Annotated in this window: 21 protein-coding genes; 4 read left to right on the top strand and 17 right to left on the bottom strand. The window is 63.7% G+C overall.

Annotated features, from left to right (window positions below; translation table 11 throughout):
• Nucleotides 1–30: 30 nt before the first annotated feature.
• Nucleotides 31–1,068, bottom strand: a complete 1,038-nt coding sequence (locus CXY80_RS08055) for a LacI family DNA-binding transcriptional regulator (protein WP_199182238.1) — start codon at nt 1,066–1,068, stop codon at nt 31–33.
• 152 nt (nt 1,069–1,220) lie between these two features.
• On the opposite strand from CXY80_RS08055, the gene CXY80_RS08050 reads away from it, so the two are divergent.
• Nucleotides 1,221–2,039: a shikimate 5-dehydrogenase gene (locus CXY80_RS08050; protein WP_104132178.1), complete on the top strand. Its 819-nt coding sequence runs from the start codon at nt 1,221–1,223 to the stop codon at nt 2,037–2,039.
• A gap of 176 nt (nt 2,040–2,215) precedes the next feature.
• Here CXY80_RS08050 and CXY80_RS08045 read toward each other — a convergent pair whose 3' ends face one another.
• On the bottom strand, nt 2,216–3,361 hold the full coding sequence (locus tag CXY80_RS08045) for a cystathionine gamma-synthase (RefSeq protein ID WP_104132177.1): 1,146 nt from the start codon (nt 3,359–3,361) through the stop codon (nt 2,216–2,218).
• A gap of 23 nt (nt 3,362–3,384) precedes the next feature.
• Entirely contained in the window at nt 3,385–4,749 is a 1,365-nt protein-coding gene (locus CXY80_RS08040) for a cystathionine beta-synthase (protein WP_092448345.1), read from the bottom strand.
• A 269-nt stretch (nt 4,750–5,018) separates the two neighbouring features.
• On the opposite strand from CXY80_RS08040, the gene CXY80_RS08035 reads away from it, so the two are divergent.
• Nucleotides 5,019–5,699, top strand: coding sequence for a DUF3105 domain-containing protein (locus CXY80_RS08035; protein WP_104132176.1), 681 nt, complete (start codon nt 5,019–5,021; stop codon nt 5,697–5,699).
• Nucleotides 5,700–5,724: 25 nt separating this feature from the next.
• Nucleotides 5,725–6,417, top strand: a complete 693-nt coding sequence (locus CXY80_RS08030) for a DUF305 domain-containing protein (protein ID WP_104132175.1) — start codon at nt 5,725–5,727, stop codon at nt 6,415–6,417.
• 101 nt (nt 6,418–6,518) lie between these two features.
• On the opposite strand, the gene CXY80_RS08025 is transcribed toward CXY80_RS08030, so the two are convergent.
• The 12 genes from CXY80_RS08025 to CXY80_RS07970 all read right to left on the bottom strand — a co-directional run bounded on the left by CXY80_RS08025 (nt 6,519) and on the right by CXY80_RS07970 (nt 21,161).
• Nucleotides 6,519–7,343: a DUF6454 family protein gene (locus CXY80_RS08025; RefSeq protein WP_104132174.1), complete on the bottom strand. Its 825-nt coding sequence runs from the start codon at nt 7,341–7,343 to the stop codon at nt 6,519–6,521.
• Nucleotides 7,316–8,866 (bottom strand): inositol monophosphatase family protein, encoded by a 1,551-nt coding sequence (locus CXY80_RS08020; protein ID WP_104132173.1) that lies wholly within the window; start codon nt 8,864–8,866, stop codon nt 7,316–7,318. Before CXY80_RS08020 ends, CXY80_RS08025 begins: the two co-directional genes overlap by 28 nt.
• Nucleotides 8,863–9,939: an ABC transporter ATP-binding protein gene (locus tag CXY80_RS08015; RefSeq protein WP_104132172.1), complete on the bottom strand. Its 1,077-nt coding sequence runs from the start codon at nt 9,937–9,939 to the stop codon at nt 8,863–8,865. Before CXY80_RS08015 ends, CXY80_RS08020 begins: the two co-directional genes overlap by 4 nt.
• A 37-nt stretch (nt 9,940–9,976) precedes the next feature.
• A complete protein-coding gene (locus tag CXY80_RS08010; protein ID WP_233195141.1) occupies nt 9,977–10,822 on the bottom strand; it encodes an ABC transporter permease in 846 nt (281 codons plus the stop codon).
• Complete coding sequence (locus CXY80_RS08005; protein WP_233195140.1) at nt 10,822–11,709, bottom strand: ABC transporter permease; 888 nt, start codon at nt 11,707–11,709, stop codon at nt 10,822–10,824. The genes CXY80_RS08010 and CXY80_RS08005 overlap by 1 nt, the downstream gene beginning before the upstream one ends.
• A 50-nt stretch (nt 11,710–11,759) precedes the next feature.
• Entirely contained in the window at nt 11,760–12,917 is a 1,158-nt protein-coding gene (locus CXY80_RS08000) for an extracellular solute-binding protein (RefSeq protein WP_104132170.1), read from the bottom strand.
• A gap of 243 nt (nt 12,918–13,160) precedes the next feature.
• On the bottom strand, nt 13,161–15,068 hold the full coding sequence (locus CXY80_RS07995) for an ABC transporter ATP-binding protein (RefSeq protein ID WP_369828659.1): 1,908 nt from the start codon (nt 15,066–15,068) through the stop codon (nt 13,161–13,163).
• Between the two features lie 105 nt (nt 15,069–15,173).
• A complete protein-coding gene (locus tag CXY80_RS07990; protein WP_104132169.1) occupies nt 15,174–17,153 on the bottom strand; it encodes an HAD family hydrolase in 1,980 nt (659 codons plus the stop codon).
• The gene (locus CXY80_RS07985; RefSeq protein ID WP_092448353.1) at nt 17,154–18,221 is read right to left on the bottom strand and encodes an ABC transporter ATP-binding protein; all 1,068 of its coding nucleotides are present in this window, start codon (nt 18,219–18,221) and stop codon (nt 17,154–17,156) included.
• On the bottom strand, nt 18,218–19,093 hold the full coding sequence (locus CXY80_RS07980) for an ABC transporter permease (RefSeq protein WP_092448354.1): 876 nt from the start codon (nt 19,091–19,093) through the stop codon (nt 18,218–18,220). The genes CXY80_RS07985 and CXY80_RS07980 overlap by 4 nt, the downstream gene beginning before the upstream one ends.
• Complete coding sequence (locus tag CXY80_RS07975) at nt 19,081–19,908, bottom strand: ABC transporter permease subunit (protein WP_092448355.1); 828 nt, start codon at nt 19,906–19,908, stop codon at nt 19,081–19,083. The genes CXY80_RS07980 and CXY80_RS07975 overlap by 13 nt, the downstream gene beginning before the upstream one ends.
• Before the next feature lie 113 nt (nt 19,909–20,021).
• Nucleotides 20,022–21,161, bottom strand: coding sequence for an extracellular solute-binding protein (locus CXY80_RS07970; protein WP_104132167.1), 1,140 nt, complete (start codon nt 21,159–21,161; stop codon nt 20,022–20,024).
• 291 nt (nt 21,162–21,452) lie between these two features.
• Between CXY80_RS07970 and CXY80_RS07965 the strand changes: the two genes are divergently transcribed.
• Complete coding sequence (locus CXY80_RS07965) at nt 21,453–22,184, top strand: GntR family transcriptional regulator (RefSeq protein ID WP_158251607.1); 732 nt, start codon at nt 21,453–21,455, stop codon at nt 22,182–22,184.
• Nucleotides 22,185–22,248: 64 nt separating this feature from the next.
• Here CXY80_RS07965 and CXY80_RS07960 read toward each other — a convergent pair whose 3' ends face one another.
• Both CXY80_RS07960 and CXY80_RS07955 read right to left on the bottom strand, forming a co-directional pair.
• Complete coding sequence (locus CXY80_RS07960) at nt 22,249–23,202, bottom strand: carbohydrate ABC transporter permease (RefSeq protein ID WP_104132165.1); 954 nt, start codon at nt 23,200–23,202, stop codon at nt 22,249–22,251.
• Nucleotides 23,199–24,332, bottom strand: coding sequence for a carbohydrate ABC transporter permease (locus CXY80_RS07955; RefSeq protein ID WP_104132164.1), 1,134 nt, complete (start codon nt 24,330–24,332; stop codon nt 23,199–23,201). The genes CXY80_RS07960 and CXY80_RS07955 overlap by 4 nt, the downstream gene beginning before the upstream one ends.
• Nucleotides 24,333–24,349 lie beyond the last annotated feature (17 nt).

The following is a 24,349-nucleotide window of genomic DNA, read 5'->3' as shown; positions in this document are numbered from 1 at the left end:
CAAAGGATCGATCGACCCGCAGGCCGAACCTCAGAATGCCGGGCGCGCGGTCGAGCCGCGAACGATGAGCTCCGGCATGATGGCGCCCTGGTTTTCCGCAGTGGTGCCCGCGATGTTGGCCAGCAGCAGCGCGACGCAGCGCCGGCCGAGCTCGGCGAAGTCCTGGCGCACCGTCGTGAGCGGTGGCCAAAAGTGAGCCGCCTCCGGGATGTCGTCGAAGCCCACGATGCTCACGTCGCGGGGTACCTCGAGCCCGGCTTCCCGGATCGCGTGCATGAGGCCAAGGGCCATCTGGTCGTTGGACGAGAAGATTGCAGTGAAGTCCCGCACGTGCAGCAGCTCGCGCCCGGCGTGATAGCCGAATTGCGCAGTCCAGTCGCCGAGGATCGGCGCCGTGGTCGGAACTTCCCTGGCCCCCATCTCCTCCAGGAAGCCGTGCATGCGAGCCTCGGCCTCGATCCAGTCCTGCGGCCCGGCGAGATGATAGATGTCACGGTGTCCGAGGTCGATGAGGTGCCGAGTGGCCAGTCGTGCACCGGCGATCTGGTCCACGGTGAGGGCGTTGGCGTCCACGTTCCCGGAGGACTGCAGCGTCACGAACGGCACATCGATCGACAGTAGCTTGAGGGCATTGAACACCTGCACCTGCGGTGCGATCACCACGATCCCCTCCACGGATTGGGACATCAGGTGGTCGACGGCCGCCGCGATGGACCCGGGCTCCCCACGATTGAGGTTCGCCGTGTTCACAAAGTATCCGGCGTCCCGCGCCGCGTCCTGGATCGCGGCGATGCTGCTCGCCGGGCCGTATTCGGCGCTCGACGCGGACAGCACACCGATCGTGCGGGATCGTCCGCGCGAGAGTGCGCGGGCGGCCCGATTGGGCCGGTATTGCAGTTCTTCGATGACCGCGAGCACCCGGGCTTTGGTGGAATCGCGGATGCTGGCGTGATTGTTGAGCACGCGCGATACGGTCTGGTGGGAGACCCCGGCGAGGCGCGCGACGTCGCGGATGCTCGGCGCACGCTCTTTCGTTGGGTCGTCCGACACGGTCACCCCCGAAGTCATGTGCACGGTCACAAATTGGCCCGCGGTTACATTATGCAGGCACAGACCGCGATGTGACAGTCACGTTGTAACGGTCACATTGTGACGGTCACAATGTGACTGTCACATTCGCCCGGCCCGGCTCGTGTCGCAAAGCACGGCACACTGGAGTTATGCCCATTCTCAACAAAGACATGACCCTGTGCATCTCACTCGCGGCCCGCCCGAGCAACCTGGGCACCCGGTTTCACAACTATCTCTACGAAGAATTCGGCCTGAACTACATTTACAAGGCCTTCGCCCCGGTAGATCTGGCGAATGCGATCGCCGGCGTGCGCGGATTAGGCATCCGCGGTTGCGCCGTGTCGATGCCCTACAAAGAAGACGTCATCGCTCTCATCGATGAAATGGATGCCTCGGCGTCGGCCATCGACTCGGTCAACACGATCGTCAACAACGCGGGGCACCTCACGGCGTACAACACCGACTATTCCGCAGTGCAGCGTCTGCTCGCCGAGCACGCCGTGCCGCGGAACTATTCGGTCATTCTGCGCGGCAGCGGCGGCATGGCCAAGGCCGTCGCAGCGGCCCTGCACGATGCCGGGTTCGCCCAGGGCACGATCGTGGCACGCAACGAGGGCACCGGCCGGGCGCTGGCCGCACTCTACGGTTACGACTGGGCACCGGAAGTCGGCCCGCTCACCGCCGACCTCATCGTCAACGTCACGCCGGTAGGTATGACCGGAGGCGCGGCATCCGCTGAAACGTCATTTCTGCCCGAAACGATAGCGGGGGCACGCCTGGTCTTCGACGTTGTAGCCACCCCCGCCGAAACTCCGCTCATTCTGGCGGCCCAAGCGCTCGGCAAGCCGGTCATCACGGGAGCCGAGGTCGTCGCGCTGCAGGCCGAGGAGCAGTTCTTTCTCTACACCGGCATCCGCCCAACTCCCGATCAGGTGCACCGGGCCTCCGCTTTCTCCCACAAGCCCTGACCCTACTCTCTGCATCGGACGGGGCCCAGCTTAGAAACTGGGCCCACGTTCATACGCTGGGCCCGCACGCGCGATACCCCGCAAGTCTTTCCGGGCCCGGGCCCGGAAAGCGGGCCCATGATCGATCATGGGCCCGCTTTCCTAACCTGGGCCCGCAACAAACGCGTCGGTCCAGATCAGGCCCCGGGCAGCGCACCCTTCAGGTCGGCGATGAGGTCCTCGACGTCTTCGATTCCGACCGAGAGGCGAATGATATTGTCGGGCACCTCGAGCTCGGTCCCGCGCACCGAGGCGTGCGTCATTTCCGAGGGGTAGTTCACGAGCGACTCCACGCCGCCAAGCGATTCGGCCAACTGGAACAGGTGCATCGACTCGGCGAACTGGCGTGCGGCCGCGGCGCCACCGGCGCACGCGATGGAGATCATGCCGCCGAAGCCGGACATCTGCTTCTTGGCCAGCTCGTGCCCCGGATGGCCGGGCAGCCCCGGGTAGTAGACCTGCTCGATGGCTGGGTGGCCGTCGAGAAAATCGGCGATGGCCTGAGCATTCTTGCAGTGCCGTTCCATGCGCACCGAGAGCGTCTTGATGCCGCGGACGGTCAACCAGGAGTCGAGCGGGGCCGACACCGGCCCGGCCGCGAACTGCAGAAACTTGGCCTTCTCGTGCAGCTCGTCATCGTTGATGATGAGCGCGCCGCCGAGCACATCAGAGTGGCCGCCAAGATATTTCGTGGTCGAGTGTACGACGACGTCAGCGCCGAAGGCAAGCGGATGCTGCAGGGCCGGCGACGCAAACGTGTTGTCGACGATCGCGATGACACCATGCCGGTGCGCGATCTCGGACAGTGCCGCGATGTCGCTGATCTTCATCAGTGGGTTGCTCGGCGTCTCCACCCAGAGGATTTTGGTTTCGGGGCGGATGGCCGCCTCAACCGCCGCAAGGTCGCTCATCTCAACGGTCGTGTTGAGCACGCCCCAGGCTCCGTGCACCTGGTTGATGAGCCGGTGGGTTCCTCCGTAGACGTCGTTGCCGAGCACCACGTGGTCGCCCGGCTTGAGGATGGCACGCAAAATGGCGTCTTCCGCGGCTAGACCACTCGCGAACGACAGGCCGTGCTTGCCGCCTTCCAACGCGGCGAGCAGGGATTCGAGCACGGTGCGGGTGGGGTTGCCGCCGCGGCTGTACTCGTAACCGCCGCGCAGGTTGCCGATGCTCTCCTGCACGTAGGTGGAAGTCTGGTAGATCGGCGGAATGACGGCGCCGGTCGTCGGGTCGAATTCCTGACCGGCGTGGATGGCGATCGTGTCGAACTTGTTAGCCATGGGTGCTCCCTGTGTAGAAATGATTAGACGCTCAGGTAGCTGAGCAGGTCGTGCCGGGTGATGACGCCGAGTGGTTTGCCGCCGTCGGTCACGAGCAGCGCGTCGTGAGTGGCGAAGGCGGCGCGGGCGGCAGCGACGGGCTCGTTGACGCCGATCAGCGGCAGCGGCACGCCCACGATCGCCCCGATCCGGTCGGTGAGCTGCGCGTCGCCGGAGAAGACCCGGTCCATCAGAGCTCGCTCATCGACCGAGCCAAGCACCTCCCCCATGACGACGGGCGGCTTGGCGCTCAGCACGAGCAGCTGCGACACACCCTGGCTGGTCATGGTTTCGATGGCGTCACGCACGGTGTCGCTCGGGTGCACATAGACCAGAGCCGGCAGTCGCCCGGTCTTCGATTCGAGCAAATTGGCGACCGTGTGACCGGCGGGGGCTGCGCTGAAACCGTAGCTGCGCATCCACTTATCGTTGAAGATCTTGCCGAGATAACCGCGACCGCCGTCGGGCAGCAGGACCACGATGGTGTCGTCGGGTCCGAGCTTTTCGGCTGCACGCAGGGCGGCAACGACGGCCATTCCGCTCGAGCCGCCGACCAAAATTCCCTCTTCGAGCGCGAGCCGCCGGGTCATCGCGAAGGAGTCGGCGTCGGAGACGGCGATGACCTCGTGCACGACGGCGGGATCGTAGGCGCCCGGCCAAAAGTCCTCACCAACACCCTCGACCAGGTAGGGCCGGCCGGTGCCGCCGGAGTAGACCGAACCTTCAGGGTCCGCTCCGATGATGCGCACGGCGTCGTTTGACACCTCCCGTAGGTAGCGGCCGGTTCCGGTGATGGTGCCGCCGGTGCCGACTCCGGCGACGAAGTGCGTGACCGTGCCGTCGGTGTCGCGCCAGATCTCGGGGCCGGTGGTCTCGTAGTGACTGAGCGGGCCGTTCGGGTTGAAGTATTGGTTGGGCTTGAAAGCACCCGGAATGTCCCTGGCCAGCCGGTCCGAGACGCTGTAATACGATTCGGGGTCCTCCGGTGAAACGGATGTCGGCGTCACCACGATCTCGGCGCCGTATGCCGTGAGGACGTTGCGTTTGTCCTCGCCGACCTTGTCCGGCAATACGAACACGCACTTGTAGCCGCGCTGCTGCGCCACCAGGGCCAGGCCCACCCCGGTGTTGCCGGAGGTGGGTTCGACGATCGTACCGCCGGGTTTCAAGAATCCATCGCGCTCGGCGGCGTCGATAATGCGCACCGCGATGCGGTCCTTCGCCGAGCCGCCCGGGTTGAGATATTCCAGCTTCACCAGCACCGTCGCGGTCAATCCCGCGGTGACCTTGTGGAGTTTGACCAGCGGCGTGTCACCGATGAGGTCGAGAATGGTGTTAGCGATTTTCATGGGAATTCCTTCTGTCGAGCCGCACGCGAGTGGGCAGGCGCGGCCTCGGGTTGCACCGGCGCGGCGCGTTCCGGGCGGTGGCCGGGCGCGTTCGTGGAGGGTCGGCTAGCGACAGCAGCAACACGACGAGTGAACGGGCACGCATCCACTCTAACGGGCGGCGAGACCTGGCGACCAGCCTGAGAAATGTCTGTGAGAGCGAGATCAGAGGGAAGCTGCAGGGGCGACTGGTACGTTCGATTGGAAGTAGTTCCCACAGAGAGGCCGTCGTGACCCCCCAGCCCGGATCCCCAGTCAATAAAGCGTCGATCAAGGAAGAGCGTGCTGCGAAGCGCGCGAAGAAGCTGGAGGAATATCACCGCCAGCAGAAGCGCAGCAAGCGCAACCGACGGATCGGCATCATTGGTGGGTCGGTCGCCGCGGTCGCTATCATCGCCCTCCTGGTGGCCACTTTTGCGCTCGCCCCGAAAGCGGCGAACTACGCGGGCGGCGGCGCCGGCGATGCGTCGACGATCGACGGCGTGGAGACCTTCACTAACACGGCCGGACACGTCGAAACGGCGGTGACCTACGAGCAGACGCCGCCCGCCGGTGGCGAACACGCCCGGGCCTGGCTCAATTGCGGCGTGTACGATCAGGCGGTTCCGAGCGAGAACGCGGTGCACTCCCTCGAGCACGGCGCAATCTGGGTTACCTATGACCCGGCGATCGCTGACGCCGAGCTCGACCTGCTCAAGACGGCGCTGCCCTCCAGCTACGTCGTGTTGTCGCCCTTCGAGGGAATTCCCGCACCGATCGTGCTGAGCGGTTGGAATGCCCAGCTGCAGATCGACAGCGCAGACGACGCGCGCATCGGTGAATTCTTCACCGAATTCTGGAAGAGCACGAACGTGCCCGAAGACGGCGCCTCCTGCTCGGGCGCAATCGACGCCCCCGGCAAGGTTTCCTAGAGCGCGGGACAGCGTGCAGCCCATAATGCCTGCGCGACCAGCGGATGCCCCACCGTCGCGACCGCGCCGCACCCTGATTCGTGCGATCGCGGCATCCGTTCTGGTGACGGCGCTCGTAGTCGGAGCCGTGGCCTTCTCAATCGGGAGATTGAGCACGATCGTCGACGCGACGCCCGAGACGACGAGCGCCGAGGCCGGCTTCGCGCGGGATATGCAGGAGCACCACAACCAGGGGGTCGAACTCGCCCTGATCATCCGCGATCGGACCGATGATGAACCGGTGCGGCTGCTCGCCTACGACATCGCCACGACGCAGGCCAAGCAGAGCGGGCAGATGTCGGGCTGGCTCGCCGTGTGGGGGCTGCCGCAATTCGCCCCGGAGCCGTCGATGACCTGGATGACCCGACCCGGCCTCTCCGGCGAGACCCACGACGGACCGCACACGGCCGGTTCCGACGCCGTGCACGTCGCCGGGGAGCCGATGCCCGGGCTCGCGACCGCCGCCGAAATTGCCGCGCTCACCGCGGCCTCCGGGGTCGAAGCTGAACGCCAGTTTCTCGCCATCATGATCGCTCACCACCGGGGTGCGATCGAGATGGCCGAGGCGGTGCTGGACCGCAGCACCAACGCGACCGTGCAGTCGTTTGCGACCTCGGTCGTGCTGAGCCAGGAGTCCGAAATCGATCTGATGACCGGGATGCTCGCCGACCGTTCGTAGCCCTCCCCGGTGCGTGACAGGCGCCGGGCCCACCCTGTGAACCGGGGCCCAGCCTATGAACTGGGCCCACGTTCCGGGTCCGGGCCCCGTGCACGATGGCGTCAGGGGGTGGCGCAATAGGTCAGAATTTCGGTGCCGTTGCCTTCGTCGTCGTCGTCGGGGGCCACCCGCATCGTCACGCAGCCCGAGTCGAGCGAGATCGAGAACGGGTTTCGAGTGACCGTGCGCCCGGCCGTCGAGTAAAGGCCGATCGGAAATTCCCGAGCGATCGTGCGCTGTGCGGTATCGATGAGTGCCAACCCGCCCAGCTCAAAGGCTCCGGATGCCCCGCTCAGCACCGCGATTCCGCTCGCGGCGATGAGACCCTCACCGAGAAAGCGGCAGTCCTGGTAGTCGATGAACCCGCTCGGATTCGGCCAATACGCGACCAACGCCCCAGCAACAGTCCAGGTGTAGAAGAACCGTGAGCCCCAGCTGGCGCCGTGCACGAGGCCATTCACCCGGTCGCAGACGACCCAGCTCACGTGGTCGGCGACCCGAAAGCGCTCCCGAACCTCGCCGGACGCCGGGTCGATCGTCATAATCATGCTCTGGCCGCCCGGGCGGTATTGCGCCACCGACACCCATACCGAACTGCCGTCGAAGTCGATGCCGCCCGGGTGGTACATCTCGCCGTCGCCCACGATCACATCCCGCTGCAGCGCTCCGCGCTCGTCGATGATGAACACGTGACCCACTCCACGGGTTTCGGCCTGAATCTCCACCGAAGACAGAAAGGTGAGTCCCGCGGCGAAGGCCAGCCCCTGCGGGTGGAAGGTGGCAAAGTCGAGCGGTAACCGGTCGACCAGGTGCCAGGGCGTCTGCCGGTCGAGGCCGTCGAGTGCGTCGAGTGCGGGCATCAGCTCGCGCGCACGGCGGCGCGCCACAGGCCATACACTTCCGTCGCGGCCTCGGGGGCGGCCACCACGATGCCGCCGCGCCGAGGAAACGCGTTCGGAATCCCGTCTTCGTCAAGCACGACGCCACCGGCCTCCTGCACGATCAGGGTGCCGGCCAGATGGTCGACGGCGCTGAACTGGCCGATCACCGAGGCGGCTCCCCGTCCGGCGGCGATTCCCACGACGGTCAGCGTGGCTGAGCCCATCACCCGCATGATGCTGAACCGCTCGCCCAGCGCGGTCAGGAGTTCGATCATGCCCGGCCACGGCAGGTGCCCGGCGAGTTCCGTGTGTACGACCCGTCCGGCCAGCGACAGCGGTCCCTCGCCGGCTCGGGGCAGCGCCAGGGCAGCGCCATTGAGCCGGGCGCCCTGCCCGGCCACCGCTTCGAACAGGTCGCCGCGCCAGGGTTCGGACACGACGGCGACGTAGGGAACGTGATCCACCGCCAGGGCGAGTGAAAACGACGTCCACGGAATCAGGTTGGCGTAGTTTGTCGTGCCGTCGACCGGGTCGAGGTACCAGCACGGCACGCCGGCCTGCGCCTCGCCGCCCATCTCTTCGCCGACGAAGTTGTGGCCGGGAAATTTGGCAGCAATCCGCGCGCGAACATGTGCCTCGACGGCAACGTCCACCTCGGTCACGAGGTCGCCGGGGTTCGCCTTGGTCGAAATTGTTCCCTTGTCGGCGGATCGGCTATATTGCTGCGCCCAGATCGCGAGTTCCCGGGCAATCGCACTGGCCTCGCGCAGCTCGTCCGCCGAGAACGCCGAAACCGCAGAGAAAGCCGCCGGCTCAGGCCCGACGGCCTCGCGCACGGTCTCGGCGAGCAGAGCCAACCGATTGGAGGTCACGGAATCCACGCCCAGCGCGAGCACCCACCGCATGATCGCGGCGCTATCGACCGTCCAGCAGGCGACCCGCAAGCCCAGGGCATGAATGTCGTCCACGAGCTTTCGGCTGAGCACGACATACTCCGCGTTCACAAAATCCGGCCGGAGCTCATCGATCAACTCGAGCGGTGGCGCCTCGCGCCGGTGCCACGGCAGCCAGATGCTAGCCGCAGCATCCAGAGAACGGATGCGCCGCATCCCGGCCAAACTTCCACACCACGCGACGTCCAGGCCGCTTTCTCGCACTACGTCAAAAGCCGGCGCGGCCGGCGCTTCCTCGTCCATGTCGATAAGCAGCAGGGCGGGGGAATCTTCGAACAGCTTCAGCGCGTCTCGCAACAACGGGACACGAAGATCGTCGCCGCCCAACAGGGCGACCTGCGCGTAGGTCAGGTCCGCGATGGCGGCGTCGAAGCCCCACAACCGAAGGAGGCTCGCATCGTGCAGCAACACCACCTGACCGTCACGGGTGACCCGAACGTCGACCTCGACGTAGTCCGCTCCCGCCGCAATCGCCGATCGAATCGCTGCGAGGGTATTCTCCCGAAAATTCTGGGAATCCCCGCGGTGAGCGGTGACGGCGGCGACCCGCTGGGCGGCCGCGCTGGGCGCGCTCATGCCGCCACCCCGGCGGTCGTGACGAGCCGGCCCTGCCGAAAGGTAAGCGCTTTCTGGATGGCGGCGTGACCGCGATCGCCGGGCGCCGGTGGCAGCCCGGAGGCGAAGGCGCGAAGAGTGGCGTCATCGCGCTTCAGGTAGATTTCGTGAAAATGCCCGTGGGGCACGACGCGCTCGACGACGGCCGGGCGTGCATCGAATGATGCGTGCAGGGTGAACACCACGTCTTCCGGGCGAATGCCGATGACGTCGTCACCGGGCACGATGGCGCCGTTCACCAGCGAACCTTCGATCCGGTTCAGGCTGCCGATAAAGGTGGCGACGAATTCGGTTTCCGGCCGGGAATACAGCTCGGCCGGGCGGCTGAACTGCTCAATCTTTCCGGCGTTCATCACGGCGATTCGATCGGACATCGACATCGCCTCCTCCTGGTCGTGCGTCACGATCAGCGTCGTGATGCCCAGGCGCTGCTGAATTTCACGGATGTCCTCACGCACTTTCACCCGCAGCTTCGCGTCCAGGTTGCTGAGCGGTTCGTCCAGCAACAGCAGCTCCGGCTCCTGCACCAGGGCGCGCGCCAGGGCAACGCGCTGCTGCTCACCCCCGGAGATGCGGGCCGGACGTGAGTTTTTGTGGTGCAGCAGGTTGACCAGCGCGAGGGCAGCATCCACTCGCTGCTCGATCTCTTTTTTGCCGAGTCGACGCAGTTTGAGGGGGAAGCCAACGTTCTTCACGACCGTCATGTGCGGCCACAGCGCATAGTTCTGAAACACCATGGCACTGGGCCGTTTCTCGGCACCGAGGGCGGACACCTCGCGGTCGTGCACCTGGATCGAGCCGGCGTCGGGCGCGAGGAATCCGGCGATCATGCGCAGGGTCGTGGTTTTTCCACAGCCGGAGGGGCCAAGCAGGGAGACCAGCTCCCCGTCCTGCACGGTCAGGTCGAGATTGTCGATGATGGTGCGACCGCCGAGCACCTTGTGGAGGCCGCGCACGCGCAGACCGCGCGAGCCGCCGGCATCCGTTTCACGGTGTGTGGGTGTCGTGGAATGTATTTCTTCGATCAAAGTCATGGTCTTCTCTACACTTCTTGCGATTGCCGGAGCGGAGCTATTTGATTTGGAATCCCTCGGCGAGCGTGCCGCCGACGATGTGCTTGTGCGCCGCCAGCAGCAGGGCGACCGAGGGGATGGCCAGCAGAATGGAGAACACAGCCGCCACCTGATTCGGGTAGTTGAGCACTAGGGTGTACATCTGCGTTGGCATGGTCATAATGTCGGGTGCGCCAATGAGATAGGTCCCCTGCGCCTCGTCGAACGACGCCAGAAACGACATCACCGCGGCCACCAAAATTCCGGGCAGGGCCAGGGGAAAGGTCACGCTGAGGAACACTCGCAGTTTCGAGGCCCCGGCGTCGCGCGCGGCTTCCTCGAGACTGCGTGGCACCGCGGCGAAGGCCGCAGCGGGAATCCAGGTCATGAACACTACGGTTCCCAAAACGTGCACTATCAACACGCCCAGCACGGTGCTCATTAGGTTGAACGCGTAAAACAGCGAGGCGATGGTGACGTACAGACCCATTTTCGGGAAGGCGTTGAGGGCGAACAGCCCGATCAGAAAGGTTCGCCGACCCCAGAATTCGTAGCGCGCGAAAGCATACGCGGCCGGCAGACAGATGCAGGCCGACACCAGCACGGTCAACGCGGCGAGCGCGAGCGAATTCTGCACCGCACGGCCGAGCGTTTCGTCGCCGAGCACCACGCTCCACCAGCGCAGGGTCCAGCCGTCCGGGCCGAGGTTGGGGAAGGTCCAGGATTCGGCAAATGCTCGAATGCCCAGCCCGGCCAGCGGGCCGAGAATGAAAACGACCATGAGGACGAAAAAGAGCCCGCTGAGCGGACCGCTGAAGTTGAGCCGCGCTGCGTCCTGGCGCGCGCGCTTGGTGACCATCGTCATCAGACTTTCCCCTGATCCTTTGCTGATCGAAAGTTGGCCCAGACATACGCTGCAGCGATACCGGATGCGATCACAAAGACGATGAAGGCCATCACGACGGATTGCTGCGGCTGGTTGAAGGCCGAGAAATAGTTGGACATGCTCACGCCGAGCATGTTGGGCGCATTGGGCCCGGTGAAGTACGGCACCGTGAAGGAGCCGACCACGCCGATCGCGGTGAACGTGACCGCGATCAGGATCGGTACGAAGGCCATGGGAATGAGAATGTATACGACAATGCGCAGAAACCCGGCACCGGCGTCCCGCGCCGCTTCGATCATGGCGTTGGGAATGGCCTGCAGGCCGGAGGTGATCATGAGTACCGCGAACGGCAGCGAGGTCCACACAGATCCGATCACCACGGCGACCATGGTGAAGGCCCACACCGGTGCCTCGACACCGAACTGCGCAAAGACGCTGCGCACGAAGCCGTCACCGGAGTAGAACGTGACGATTGCCCAGGAGGCGATGACCACCGGGATGAACAGCGGGATGATCGCCAGACCGGACAGCAGCCGGGCCATCCGTCCGTCACGGAGCTTGAGGAACAGCCCGATGCCCAGAGCCAGAAAAATGACGATGACCGTGCTGAGCGCTGTCACGCCGACGGTGACCGAGAGGTCGCGCAGGATGCGGGAGTTCGAGAGCACCTCGATATAGGCCGCCGGTGTTCCCCACCAGTTCTCGGCTTCGTGCACGTTCAGGCCGCTCGAGGCGATCACGTGGTTCAGGCCACCGGTCAGGCCGATGCTGAACGCAAATGCCAGGACGATCGGGAATCCCACGAACAGCAGAATCAAAATGATCGGGGGAAGGGCAAGGAAGAAGCCCAACGGGCGACGCGCCACAGCCGGGGTGGCTATGGCGCGTCGCTTTGAGCCCCTGGTCGGGGCGAGAGTCACTGTCCCGGAACTTCCTGATCCCACAGGTTGCTCAAGTCACTGCCCATCTGAGAGAAGTAGCCCTTGCGCAGGTTGCCGGTATCGGCATCCTCGAACTCGTTCTGGATGTCGGCCGAAAGCAGGTCGAGGCTGATTGCCGGGAAGCCGGCGATCTCGTTCACGATCATTTCCTGAGCGTCGGGGGTCAGGACGAAGTTGGCGAGCTTGAGCGCACCCTCCTGGCGGGGGCTGGCAGCCGGAACGCCGAGGTAGGCTGCGCTTCCGGTGAAGGACGGGTCGGCGATCTGCGTGTAGTTCACGGACTCGCCAATCGCGCCGTTCTTCTTGCCGGAGATGAACATGTCGGACCAGACCGGCGCCATCGAGATTTCACCGCTCGCCAGCAGGTCCAGCGTCTGCTGGTTGCCGTTGGGGTAGAAACCATTCTGGTAGATGTACGGGTTCAGGCTGCGGAGTGTTTCGAACCCTTCGGTCCACTCGCTTTCCAGTTCCTTCTCGTAGCCGACGGTCATTTTTGCGCGGGCATCCTCAGAGACGTACTTGTCGAGGACCGTCGCGACGAAGGCCGAGCCGGATCCGCCGGACTTCGGGGAGTTGTAGGTGAATTCGCCCGGGTTCGCCTCAATCCATGCCAGCAGCTCGTCGAGGGTTTTCGGCGGTGTCGGGATGGTGGCGGTGTCGTATGCCAGCAGAACGACGGAGCCGCGGTAGGCGATCCCGCCGACACCACCGGCCTCGACGACGTCACCCGGAATGTCATTGAAAGCGGAGATTTCGTCCGCGGTCATCGGCGTCAGCAGTCCGGCCTCGGCGGCCATGGGCACGAATCCGCCGTCAACGAGGTCGAAGCCCGGGTCCTTTTCCTGCTCCGTGGCACTCGTCAGCTTGGCCATCGTCTGGGCATCGTGCTCGCCGTGCAGATCGAGGTTGACCGCGACGGTGTAACCGGGGTTCTCCTCTTCGAAGGCGGGAATGAGGTGGTCTTCCCACAGCGCCTGGATGTTTTCACCGCCACTGATGAGTACCGTGAGGGCCTGATCGGCCGACCCATCGGTGTCCAGCGATGTTGCGGCGCTGCTCTGCACGCATCCGGCTAAGGCCAGGATCGCGACTGATGCTACGGCTGTGGCGGCAAGGAGCCGAGTTGTTTTCATTACTGTCCGTCTGCTATTTGGGCGATGGGTAAGCCCCAATGTGGAGCACACCGATCTTCCAAAATGCGGGTGACCAGCACATTGCCCGAAGGTAAACAGGAAACGTTGCCCCGTCGACGCGAAAGTGAACAGGGGTGTGTGGTGTCGCGCGAACCGGGCCCACCCTCGGGAACCGGGCCCACCCTAGGGAACCGGGCCCATGATCTATCATGGGCCCCCTTCCCCGGCCTGGGCCCGGGAAGTTTAGGAGGTGGGGCTCGACGTGATTTGGCGGGCGTAGAGAGACGCGTAGACGGCGCCTCGGGCCAGCAGTTCGGCGTGGGTGCCACGCTCGACGATGCGGCCGGCGTCGACGACGAAGATCACGTCGGCGTCGACGATCGTCGACAGGCGGTGGGCGATCGCGATGGTCGTGCGGCCGTGACTGGCCGTGTCGAGTGCGGCCTGCACGACGCTCTCCGAGATGGAGTCGAGCGCGCTCGTGGCCTCGTCAAGAATGAGTACCGGCGGGTCCTTCAGCAGCACCCGGGCAATAGCGATGCGCTGTTTCTCGCCGCCGGACAGCCGGTAGCCGCGCTCCCCCACCATGGTGTCGTACTTCGCCGGAAAGGAGTCGATCGTGTCGTGGATGTTGGCGGCGCGCGCTGCGGTGACCAGCTCGGCATCCGTTGCCTCGGGTTTCGCGTAACGCAGGTTCTCGGCGATGGTCGCGTGAAACAGGTAGGTTTCCTGGCTGACGATGCCGATGTGCGATACGAGCGACTCCTGCTGCAGGTCCCGCACGTCGACCCCGGAGAACATCACCCGGCCGGCCGAGACCTCGTAAAAGCGCGGAATAAGGTAGGAAACCGTGGTTTTGCCGGCGCCGGACGGCCCGACAAAGGCCGCGAACTGGCCCGGCTCGATTGTCAGGGACACGTCGTCGAGGGTCGGGCGGGCGTCGCCGCCGGCATCCGGGTAGGCGAACCGTACCCGGTCGAACTCGACCCGGCCCCGATCGGTGCCGGCCGTCGGCACGAGCACCGCGTCGGGCTTGTCGCTGATCGCCGGCTTCAGGTCGAGGTATTCAAAGATGCGCGCAAACAGTGCTGACGAGGTTTGCAGGTCGAGGGCGACCCGCATGAGTCCGAGCAGCGGAAAGATCAGCCGGGACTGCACGGTCGTGAAGGCCACGATCGTACCGGGGGTGATCTCGGTGGTTCCGTTGAACACGAGCGCACCGGCCACGAGGTAGACGATCGCGGGAATCGCCGACAGGAACACGCTCACGGTGGCGAAGAACCACTGGCCGCTCATCTGCTGGCTCACCTGCAGCCGCACCTGGTTGCGGTTCTCCTGCGCATACCGATCGATCTCGTTCTGCTGCCGGGTGAAGCTCTTGGAGAGCAGAATTCCCGACACGCTCAGTGTCTCCTGGGTGATCGCGGTCATGTCCGAGAGCGATTCCTGGGTCTTTCCGGCGATGCGCGCCCGCACCTGCCCGACCCGGCGCTGGGCGAACACCAGAACCGGCATCAGCACGACCGCCACGATGGTCAACTGCCAGTTGAGCAGCAGCATCGCCACGAACGCCGCGATAACCGTGACCGTGTTGCCCAGGATGCTGGAAATCGTGTTGGTCAGCACCGTCGCGACACCGCCGACATCGTTTTGCAGCCGCGACTGAATCACGCCGGTCTTGGTCTTGGTGAAGAAGCTCAGTTCCATAGCCTGCAGGTGCGTGAACAGGCGCACCCGCAGGGCGCCCATCACCTTGTTGCCGACGCTCGCGGTGAGCCAGGTTTGCCAGACGCCGAGCAGCGCGTTGACCAGAAAAACACCGAGCATGAGCGCCACGAGAACGCCAAGCACCGAGAGGTTCGGGGTGTCGCCGGGCGGAAAGAGGCCGTCGTCGAAGGCCCGCTGGGTGAGGAGCGGCGGCACGACCGAGAGGGCTGCGCTGATCAGAACGAGTACGACCGTGACGATGAGTGTGTTGCGGTGCGGCGCGAACAGATCGGTGATGCGGGCGAGCAGGTGCGGGATGCGCGGGGCGAGCGCGTTCTCGGCGCGCTGCGCCGCGGTATCCGCTCCACTGACTCGCTTGCGGGGGCGCTCCACGCCCGCCTGCTGCCGCGGGCCGTGGCCAGGGGCCCCGTGCATTCCACTCATGCACTTACTCTAAACGCAGCTGTGGACTACTTTTTTTCGGTCGGCAGCAAAGCAGCGCACACCACGCCGCGAGGCGGATGTCCCGACTCGGCCCAGGAACCTCCGTCAATTCCAGTGCAACCGGGCCACGACAGCTGCGTGATCGGTCGGCCACGCATTCTCAAGGTGGTGGCCTAGAACGCTCGCACCCAGGCCAACTTGGCGGTTTTCACCGATGCGGCGCTTTGGGGGTGCCTCGCTCTCTGCCTCACCGGCTACGGTATAGGCCGCTAAGGCGCGCGCGCCCCGGCTAAAGATGAAGTCAATCCGGTCCCGAGGTTCCTCATCGGATGGGATGATCGGCGACCAGGTGTGCCCGGGCGCGACACCAACATTCGGATGAACGACTCGAAATGCATCGGCGTACCCCGCGACCTCGAGCATGCGTGAAGTGGGCCACTCGACAGTATTGGCGCGGTGTCCCGGCTTCCAGTCCAGATGCGAGGGCACGTTGAAATCACCCATGATGAGAATGGAATCCTGTGCAGACACAACGCCCTCGCGCTCGAGCCGGCCCTGTTCAGACAAGATTTTCGCGAGCTCGCCTGTGCGTCGGCGTTCGCCCCGGCTGGCGAGGGTATAGCGCGCAGGAATGCGCGCATCATCGGCCGTATAGGGGCCGTAGTCCGAGTGCCACAGGTGCGCTGACCACACCGTGACGGCGCCGGTCGGTGTGAAAACGGTGGCACAGGTTGCGAAGGGATCGGTCTCGGTCTGATGAAGCGACAGTGGATACGGACTTATCACCGCGGTGTCATGACCCTGTTGCGCGATATTCCACCCCATCGCCGCCGCCAACCGACGGCCATGATCCCCGAATGACTCCTGCAGGGCCACGATCGAGTGGGAAGATTCCCGAAGGTACGCGACCTGCTTGGCGTGGCCGTCGTTGGAGTGGCATCCGCCAAACCAGAGATTCCAGGTCATGGCGGTCACACCCTGCTCCGGCGATTCCGGAGTGAACGTAGCGGGCGCCGCTGTCTGAGGAGCTGCGGACTGTGCCACTGGCACGGTTGTCCGCACGGTGAATTCACCGGTCCGCCCATTCCATTCCGGTACTAAACCATCCGTCACCAGCAGAAAACGATAGGTCCCGTCGGGCAGGTGGGCCAGATCTATTGAAAGTGATTCCCTATTGTTGGGCACGGATGCCGATGCCACGGGTAGACCTGCCGGCAGCTCGTTCCACAGACAGTCACTCTGGGCATAAACCTGCACCCGCGCCGTTTGTTCGGCCGGATATTGGCACTGCACGGTCAAAGTCGACGTCGCCGCGTCGAAGGAGCCCCCGACGAGAGTGTACGGCCCGACCTGCGCGGGCTTCTCCCGTTCCAAGATACGGGCCCAATCGACGAGTTCTTCTTCGAGCAGAGTGGTGTGCCGCACGTGGCAGTTGAGGACCACTTTCGGGTCAGCGTTGACGCCGACAACGAGCAGGCCGGCACTCATGGCAGCCAACGCCCCCACCGCCGAGTCTTCAAAGGCGACGGCTGTCTCGGCGGTTACCAATGGATCGAGTTCGTGCAGTTTGCGGAGGGCAGCCACGTACAGCTCGGGAGCGGGTTTGCCCGCCGACACCTCATCCCGGGCGACGGAACACGTGATCAAGTCCCGCACACCGATACGTTCCAGAATCTGGTCGAGCAGCGCACGCGGACTGTTTGACGCGACCGCGACGGGGAATCGTGACGCGAGTTCACTCACCAGGGCCACAGCTCCCGGCATCGCGGTCGCCTCCTGGGCGATGAGGGATTGAAATTCTTCGGACAGCGACACCTCCAATTTGTTTACCGAGAGGGTCGGAAGCCCGGCAGCGGCGAGGATCGTCACGAGCTGCGCGGCCACGTCGTCTATTGCGCCACCACGAAAACCGGCCAGGTCGGTCAGGGTTGTGCCGCGCTCGTTCGCGCACGCAGCCACGGCACGCAACCAGAGGTCCTCGGTGTCCGCAAGTAGTCCGTCGCAGTCAAAAATAATCGCAGATGCTGCGCCCGGCAGCAAGCTCGCGCTCACGTCAATGCTGGTGTTAAGAAATTGGGCTTGCATTTATGCCTCCATCCGAAGCGCCGGGCGCCCCGTAAGTCGAACCCGAACTCTCAGGCCGATCGCTAATTTGGCTGCGCTAGCCGAGGGAACGTCGACCTTGATCTCGGAACTTCCGTGACTAATGTCACCCTCGATCTTGGCCGTGATGCGAGTCGTCGCACCGCGGTAAACGTGGGAAATGATGTGGGCAGATCCGCGCTCGGACGCCTCCAGCATGAGCAATTCGGGCCGCACATAAAGCAAATCACGATCGCCATCACGGTGGGGCGTCCAGAGCTCGGGGACGGCCGCGCCGCGGGCGACGGCGAGCTGGTTCGTCGTACCAACGAAGCGAGCAACGAAATCAGTGCTCGGTTGGTCGTAGAGAACCCCCGGCTGGTCAATCTGTTCGATTCCACCGCCCCGCATGACCGCCACCCGATCGGCCATCGCTAGCGCTTCATCCTGGTCATGGGTGACAAAGAGCATTGTGATCCCGAGCCGGAGTTGCAGGTTGCGAATCTCCTCCCGAAGTGAGGCGCGCACCCTGGCATCCAGAGCCGACAGGGGTTCATCCAAGAGCAGCACCCGAGGCTCAACGGCGAGCGCTCGTGCGAGCGCGACGCGCTGTTGTTGTCCGCCGGAAAGTTGAGCCGGAAACCGATCTGCGAAACCGGGCAGCCCGACCAGCTCAAGCAAAGAGGTCAGTTTCGCTACCCGCTTGGCCTTGCCTTCGCGTCGCACGACGAGTCCGAACGATACGTTGTCGGCCACACTGAGGTTGGGAAACAGACTGTACGACTGAAACACCATGCCAATGCCGCGACGGTGGGCCGCAACCTGCAATACATCGCGCCCGTCCACCGTGAGAGTACCGCTCGACGCGGTCTCGAACCCGGCAAGAATTCGCAGCGCTGTTGTTTTTCCGCAGCCAGAAGGGCCGAGCAGTGCAACAAATTCCCCGGGTTCGACAGTGAGGTCAAGGCCAGTGAGCACGGTAGTATCACCAAATTTCTTGCTCACCGAGGTGTACTCGATACGCGCCCCCGTTGCACTTCGGGGGTGAGCGATTGTTGCTGTAAGCGTCACGATTCGTGTCCTTTCAAGGCCAGGGCGCGCGCGGGAGCTGCCCGTCCGGCGAGTACGGTCATGGCGATCAACAGTGCCCAGGTGAGTGCGTTAATGAGGAGGGACATGGAAATGGACGCGCGAAAATTGGATCCGGCAATTTGGGTGAGCCAAACTGGCAGAGTTCGATAGCCAAGCGTCACCGCCATCGTGAATTCACCCAGGCACAGTGCGATACAGAAGAAGACACAGAAGATTACCGGCCCTTTAATGTTGGGCAGGATGACCCGCCAGAGCACTGTGGCGCCGCTCGCCCCGAGTGAATGTGCGCTCTCGACGAGGGTACGCAGATCAATGGTGCGCAGACCAGCATCGAGCGATCGAAATACGAATGGCAGGGTTAAGACGATGTAGCTGCCGATCAGAACGATGGGCAGGTCGGGGTTTTGCAGCAGCTGGCTGATCTGAGCCGGCACGGAACCGCGACCGAAACTGGCCATGCTGCGCAGCACGGTGACTAATCCGGCCGCTAGAGCGATTGACGGTACGACGAGGGGGATCGTGCAGACGATCTCAATAATGGGGCGCCACCGGGGCGCCTTGAGGTGGAGATACACCATGGTCGGAACCATAATGGCCAGTAGCCCGAAAACGGTCAGAACGGTTATGAGCAGCGTCAGCGAAAGCGCACCGAAAAATCCGGGGTCACGCACCGATTCCAGATACGGCTCAAAGGTGAATCCGATGGTGGGCACGTAGATGCTGAAGGCTAAAGCGCAGAGCATCGGCACCGCAATGTAGAGCGCCACCAAGATGATCAAGGCCCAGCTGAGCCCCGGCGCCACGATACGGATGCCGCGCGCCGCACGCGTCGGCTGCTTCATTGGAACCATCTCAGACTCCGTTTCTGCAGCGGCATGTAGACGAGTAAGACCAGCAGGGCCACGATGATCATGTTGACACCCAGTGCCATCGCCACATTCTCCTGTCCGGCCAAGTTGCCACCGGCCAGTCCACTGTCGATGCGGAGGGTAATGAGGGGTACTCCACCGCCTCCGATCAGGGCCGCGGCCGAGGCGTGGGTCGCGAACGACGCGCCAAAGAGCAGGACAAATCCGGCCAGAATCGCCGGAGTGGCGATCGGCAAGCCGACCTTCTTCCAGAAGTGCCAGCTGGTTGCCCCGACGGAGGCTGCCGCCTCCTTCCACTCCAAGCGCAGGCCGGCCAGGGTGGGCAAAACAACCATGACCATGGTCGGTATCAGAAAATACTGATACATCAGAATGAGTCCGCCGCTGCTGTAGAGGGTGAAACCCAGGTCCGTCAGTGACAGGAGCCCCGTCATGATGCCGGCGTTCCCGACCGCCGCGATGAAGGAGAACGCGAGCGGAACGCCTCCGGAATTGGCCAGCACGCTCGTGAGTACGGTGACCACGGCGGTGAGTTTCTTGGAGCGCGTAGTGAGAATGGCCTGCGCGAGGGCCAGACCGATAATGCCGCCGGTCAGTGCGGCTATCAGGCTAATCTGCAGGCTGTTCTGCATTGCCTCCCAGGACGCCCCCCGGAAACTGGCCACAAAGTTGGCCAGGCTGGGCACGTAGATTCCCGGGTCGTTGACGTCGGCGACTCGAAACGCCGACAGCACGATGCCGCAGACCGGCACGCCCAGAAAAAATGCGATGAAGACTAGGAAAGGGATCAGTCCCATGAACGAGGAGTCGCCTCGGCGCTCGGGCCGAGCGGGCGACGAATGAACGAGATCCGTTGCCCGATCGACCGAATCAGTGCCGGAGGGAGCGTCGCTCCTAGCCACCGTGAGCGTCACGAGGCGACCGCTGCGTCCCACTTCTCAGCCAGGAGCAGGTTGGCGGCGCTGCGCTGGGCTTCGGACGGAAACTCGAAGCCGTTCGTGACGGTAGGGAGCCTATCGGCCGCAGCCGTGTCGACAGCACCGGATTCGACCAGTGCGTCAAAACGCACGGGTCGGGTGTAGCCATTGAGCAGGATATTCTGGCCCTCGTCGGAGTACATGAACTCGATCCAGAGGCGTGCCGCAGCGGGGTGCGGGGCGTCTGCATTGATCGACGCGGCGTAGTAAGACGCCATAGTGCCGTCCGTCGGGATGGCAACTTTAAAATCGACACCAGCTGCGGCAGTGTCATCGGCGGCTGCCAAATTCAGGTAGTCCCAGTTGATAATGATGGGGGTTTCACCGGTTTCCAGCGTTCCAGCGTTGGCCTCGACGGGAATGAGGATGCCGCTCGCCGACAACTCCGCCATGAAGTCGATGCCCGGCTGGATGTCGTCGAGACTGCCGCCCATCGCCATCGCTGCGGCCCAAACCGCGTTGAAGCCGGATTCGCCCTGGGCAGGGTTTCCGGTGAGAGCGACTTTGCCGGCGTACTGTGAATCGTTGAGTTCGGCGAAAGATGTGGGACACACCGCCACCGCCGCCGCGTCACACCCGATGGTGACGTAACCGCCGTATTGGTTCGTCCACCGACCGTCGGTGTCCGTCAGTGCCGGGTCAATGTCAGCAACCGTGGCAGGACGATACTCAGCCAGGAGCCCCTCCGCACTGGCACTGTTGGCAAAGGAAACTCCGGTGTCGAGGTAGTCGAGGGACCGGCTCTGGCCAATGCGATTCTTGATGGCATTGATCTGGTCCTGGCTGGAACCGGCCGAGGTGTCGTTGTCGACTTCAATGCCGTAGGTCGCCGTGAATTCCTCGACCAACACCCCATAGTTTGCCCAGTCCGGATACAGTCCCATGACGTTCAGGGTTCCTTCAGCCTGCGCAGCACTGACAAGGCTGTCCAGCCCCCCACCGGCTTCGACCGATGTCGCGGCGGCCCAGCCTGCGTCCGCGGCAGCGTCAGTGGAGGTGCTAGCACAACCAGACAGGCCAATCGCGCCGACAAGCAGGATTGCGGGCAGGTAACGGCGGTGCGACGTGTTCATTGAAATCCTCTTCAGCCAGAATGATCGTGTACCGGTGGGTCACCGACGGAGACTCCCGAGACAAAAGATCATCGCTCACCCAACTTCTCTAGTGAACTTTGATCTTTGACGTTCGAAGTTCACTAGAGAAGTTGGGCCGGGATGGGTAAATTGAGTGACGAGTAGGTAAACGCTCGGTGAACCCCCAGTGCGTGAGTCCGGTGCGGTCGTCGCACGTTGCGGTGACGCAATACTTTGGACAGTGATCCAGGTTGGGCGCTCAGAGCGCGGCCGTACAGAGTGAGGTTGGGCGTGGCGCGGTATCACGACATTGCAGAAACCGTTCGAGGCGCAATTACCCGGGGCTTCTATGAGCGCGGAAGTCAGCTGCCCAGCGAACGTGAGCTCTCGGAAGAATTCGACGTTGCTCCCGGTACCATCCGGCAGGCGCTGGGCGAACTCGAAACCGAGGGGGTCCTGGCCTCCCGTCGTGGCAGTCGGCGCACCGTCGTCGGCGAGCCGCGGCCAGCCGCCACGTTCGAAGAATTTCGAAGTTTTGCCCAATGGGCGTCGTCGCGCGGGCGCGTTCCAGCCGGCCACGTCATCTCGGGGGTGTGGCAGGACGCTTCGCCGCTCGACCGCGAGGAACTTCGGCTACCGACAGCCGCTCGCGTGTTCTGCGTTGTGCGGGTACGCCTGCTTGACGGCAGCGCCATCATGGTGGAGCGCACCCGCTACCGGGACTCGGTCGGCGCCGAGGTGGAGCAGATTTCGTCCGACTGCCCGTCGGTGACTGCCTGGCTCGCGGCGACGGCCAACATCACTTTCTCCCGCGCGGAGCACCAGTTTTCCGCCTGCCCCGCAGGGGCGGAAGACGCGCGGCTGCTCAATGTGCGCCGCGGGTCCCCGCTGCTCATGCACAAGCGCGTTAGCTTCAGCCGCGACGGCCTACCTCTGGAGTGGTCAGTCGACCGTTACGTCGCCGGCACCATCAGCCTCGTCGTCGACAACTCCCTCAACGCCAACGCCTTGCGCTGGGCATAACGACCGAGGGCCACCCCGTCGGGGTCGGCCCCGGTAACCATTCACCGGAGATCTGCAGGCCCACCTACCCCTTGGTAGACCCGGCCAGAAGGCCCCGCACAAAGAAGCGTTGCAGGGAGAAGAACACGATCAGCGGCACCAGAATAGACAGGAACGCACCGGCCGTGAGCAGATGCCAGTCCTGGCCGCGGGCGCCGGAGAGTTCGGCGAGCAGCTTGGTCATCGGGGCAACCGCGCCGTCGGCGAAGATTAGCGCCACCAGCAGGTCGTTCCAGACCCACAGAAACTGGAAGATGGCGATCGAGGCGATGGCCGGCATGGTCAGGGGCAACACGATGCGGAAGAAGATCTGCCCGTGGCCAGCGCCATCAACCCGAGCGGCTTCAATGACTTCGGCCGGTATCTCCGAGACGAAGTTGTGCAGCAAATAGATGGCCAGCGGCAGGGCAAACATGGTGTGCGCGATCCAGACCTGCGAGTAGCCGCTGCCCGGGTTGAGCGCCGCGACCACCGGGTAGCCGAAGAGCGTGCCGCCGGAGAAGAACTGCAACAACGGAACGAGCGCCATCTGAATCGGCACGATTTGCAGGGCGAAGACTCCGATGAACATCACGTTCTTGCCGCGAAAATCGATCCAGGCAAAGGCGTAGGCCGCAAGGCTGGCAATCATCAACGGGATGAGCGTGGCCGGGAGAGTGATTGCGATCGAGTTAATGAACGACCCGGCCAGATTGATCTGGCTATTGCCGGCGGCCAGAGCAGTGATGTAGTTGTCGAAGGTGACCCCGGTGTTGGTGAAGATGGTCCACCAGCCGGTGGTGCGCACTTCCTGCGCCGGCCGGAATGACGACACCAGCAGGCCCAAGGTAGGGATAGACCAGAGCACCGCGATGATAAGCGCCCCGATGGTCGCTCCGCGGCTGGTCAACCGCTTCTTGGTCTTGCGTGCGATCGTTGCTTCCGTGCTCCGGGCACTGCGGCGCTTAGTGGTGGCGTCTATCGGAATGACCGCGCTCATCGGATTTCCCTCTGCTTCTTAATCTGGCGGGCGTTATACACAACGATCGGAAGCACCAGCAGGAAGAGCACCAGAGCGAAGGCGGCGGAGCGGCCCTGCTCGAAGTTTTTGAACTGGGTATACATTTCGTTGGCCACGACGCTGGTCTCGTTATTGCCGGCCGTCGTGGTGCGCACAATGTCGAAGACCTTGAGCGAAATAATAGAAATTGTCGTCAGAACTACGACGAGGGCGCCGCGGATGCCCGGAACGGTCACGTTCACGAACTGCTGCCAGGCGTTGGTTCCGTCGAGTTCGGCGGCCTCCATCTGCTCGGTCGGTACGCCTTTAATGGCGGCCGAGAGCACGACCATCGCGAATCCGGTCTGCACCCAGATCAGAATCACGATCAAGAACAGGGTGTTGAACGGAGAGAAGGAGAGAAAGTCGACCGGCTGGCCGCCAAACAACACCACGATCTGATTGAGCAGGCCGATCTGCTCCTGATCGGCCGGGCGGGCCGTGTAGACGAAACGCCAGATAATGGATGCCCCCACCAGCGAAATAGCCATCGGCATAAAGACCAGAATTTTGAAGTATTTTTCACCGCGGCTCTTGTCGATGAATACCGCGTAGGCGAGGCCGGCAATGGTCGAGACGGTCGGGACGATGAGCACCCAGACGATCGTGTTGAGCACGATGCGCACGTTTTCGGGTTGGGTGAAGATCCAGACGAAGTTCTCCAGGCCGACGAACCGGTCACCGCGAGCGCTCATGAAGGCCTGCACGGTGGTTTGAATCGTCGGAATGACCAGGCCGATGGCCAGCAGGAGCATGGCGGGAGCGAGAAAACCAACCAGCTGAAATAGGTACCCAGCGCCCTTGTGCGATCGATAGTCGATATAGAAGAAGCCGAGGCCCAACACACCGGCACCGATGATGGCCCAGGTGTAGGAGTTGGCCACCAGCAGAATAATCAGGGGTGCCAGAACGCAGACGGCGAGACGAATGACCGTGTAGATGCGGCCAGAGCGGGGGGCAACCTCTACAAAGAACAAGATGGCACCGACAACGACACCGAAAGCCAGAATGACGATCGGAACTTGTGCCAGCGCTGGTAATTGCGCCAGCCAGGAGAAGAATGCGGACATCTGAAACCTTTCGAGTA

It is taken from the genome of Cryobacterium sp. M91 (genome assembly GCF_002929615.1).
In the GTDB taxonomy this organism is placed as follows: domain Bacteria; phylum Actinomycetota; class Actinomycetes; order Actinomycetales; family Microbacteriaceae; genus Cryobacterium; species Cryobacterium levicorallinum.
Note: the sequence above shows the minus strand (reverse complement) of the source record. Positions and strands in the feature narration are given on the sequence as shown.

Excerpts from the sequence above, each read along its gene's own strand:
- CXY80_RS08055 (WP_199182238.1), bottom strand. The coding sequence starts at position 1,068 with ATGACTTCGGGGGTGACCGTGTCGGACGACCCAACGAAAGAGCGTGCG.
- CXY80_RS08050 (WP_104132178.1), top strand. The coding sequence starts at position 1,221 with ATGCCCATTCTCAACAAAGACATGACCCTGTGCATCTCACTCGCGGCC.
- CXY80_RS08045 (WP_104132177.1), bottom strand. The coding sequence starts at position 3,361 with ATGGCTAACAAGTTCGACACGATCGCCATCCACGCCGGTCAGGAATTC.
- CXY80_RS08040 (WP_092448345.1), bottom strand. The coding sequence starts at position 4,749 with ATGAAAATCGCTAACACCATTCTCGACCTCATCGGTGACACGCCGCTG.
- CXY80_RS08030 (WP_104132175.1), top strand. The coding sequence starts at position 5,725 with ATGCCTGCGCGACCAGCGGATGCCCCACCGTCGCGACCGCGCCGCACC.
- CXY80_RS08020 (WP_104132173.1), bottom strand. The coding sequence starts at position 8,866 with ATGAGCGCGCCCAGCGCGGCCGCCCAGCGGGTCGCCGCCGTCACCGCT.
- CXY80_RS08015 (WP_104132172.1), bottom strand. The coding sequence starts at position 9,939 with ATGACTTTGATCGAAGAAATACATTCCACGACACCCACACACCGTGAA.
- CXY80_RS08010 (WP_233195141.1), bottom strand. The coding sequence starts at position 10,822 with ATGACGATGGTCACCAAGCGCGCGCGCCAGGACGCAGCGCGGCTCAAC.
- CXY80_RS08000 (WP_104132170.1), bottom strand. The coding sequence starts at position 12,917 with ATGAAAACAACTCGGCTCCTTGCCGCCACAGCCGTAGCATCAGTCGCG.
- CXY80_RS07995 (WP_369828659.1), bottom strand. The coding sequence starts at position 15,068 with ATGAGTGGAATGCACGGGGCCCCTGGCCACGGCCCGCGGCAGCAGGCG.
- CXY80_RS07990 (WP_104132169.1), bottom strand. The coding sequence starts at position 17,153 with ATGCAAGCCCAATTTCTTAACACCAGCATTGACGTGAGCGCGAGCTTG.
- CXY80_RS07980 (WP_092448354.1), bottom strand. The coding sequence starts at position 19,093 with ATGGTTCCAATGAAGCAGCCGACGCGTGCGGCGCGCGGCATCCGTATC.
- CXY80_RS07975 (WP_092448355.1), bottom strand. The coding sequence starts at position 19,908 with ATGGGACTGATCCCTTTCCTAGTCTTCATCGCATTTTTTCTGGGCGTG.
- CXY80_RS07970 (WP_104132167.1), bottom strand. The coding sequence starts at position 21,161 with ATGAACACGTCGCACCGCCGTTACCTGCCCGCAATCCTGCTTGTCGGC.
- CXY80_RS07960 (WP_104132165.1), bottom strand. The coding sequence starts at position 23,202 with ATGAGCGCGGTCATTCCGATAGACGCCACCACTAAGCGCCGCAGTGCC.
- CXY80_RS07955 (WP_104132164.1), bottom strand. The coding sequence starts at position 24,332 with ATGTCCGCATTCTTCTCCTGGCTGGCGCAATTACCAGCGCTGGCACAA.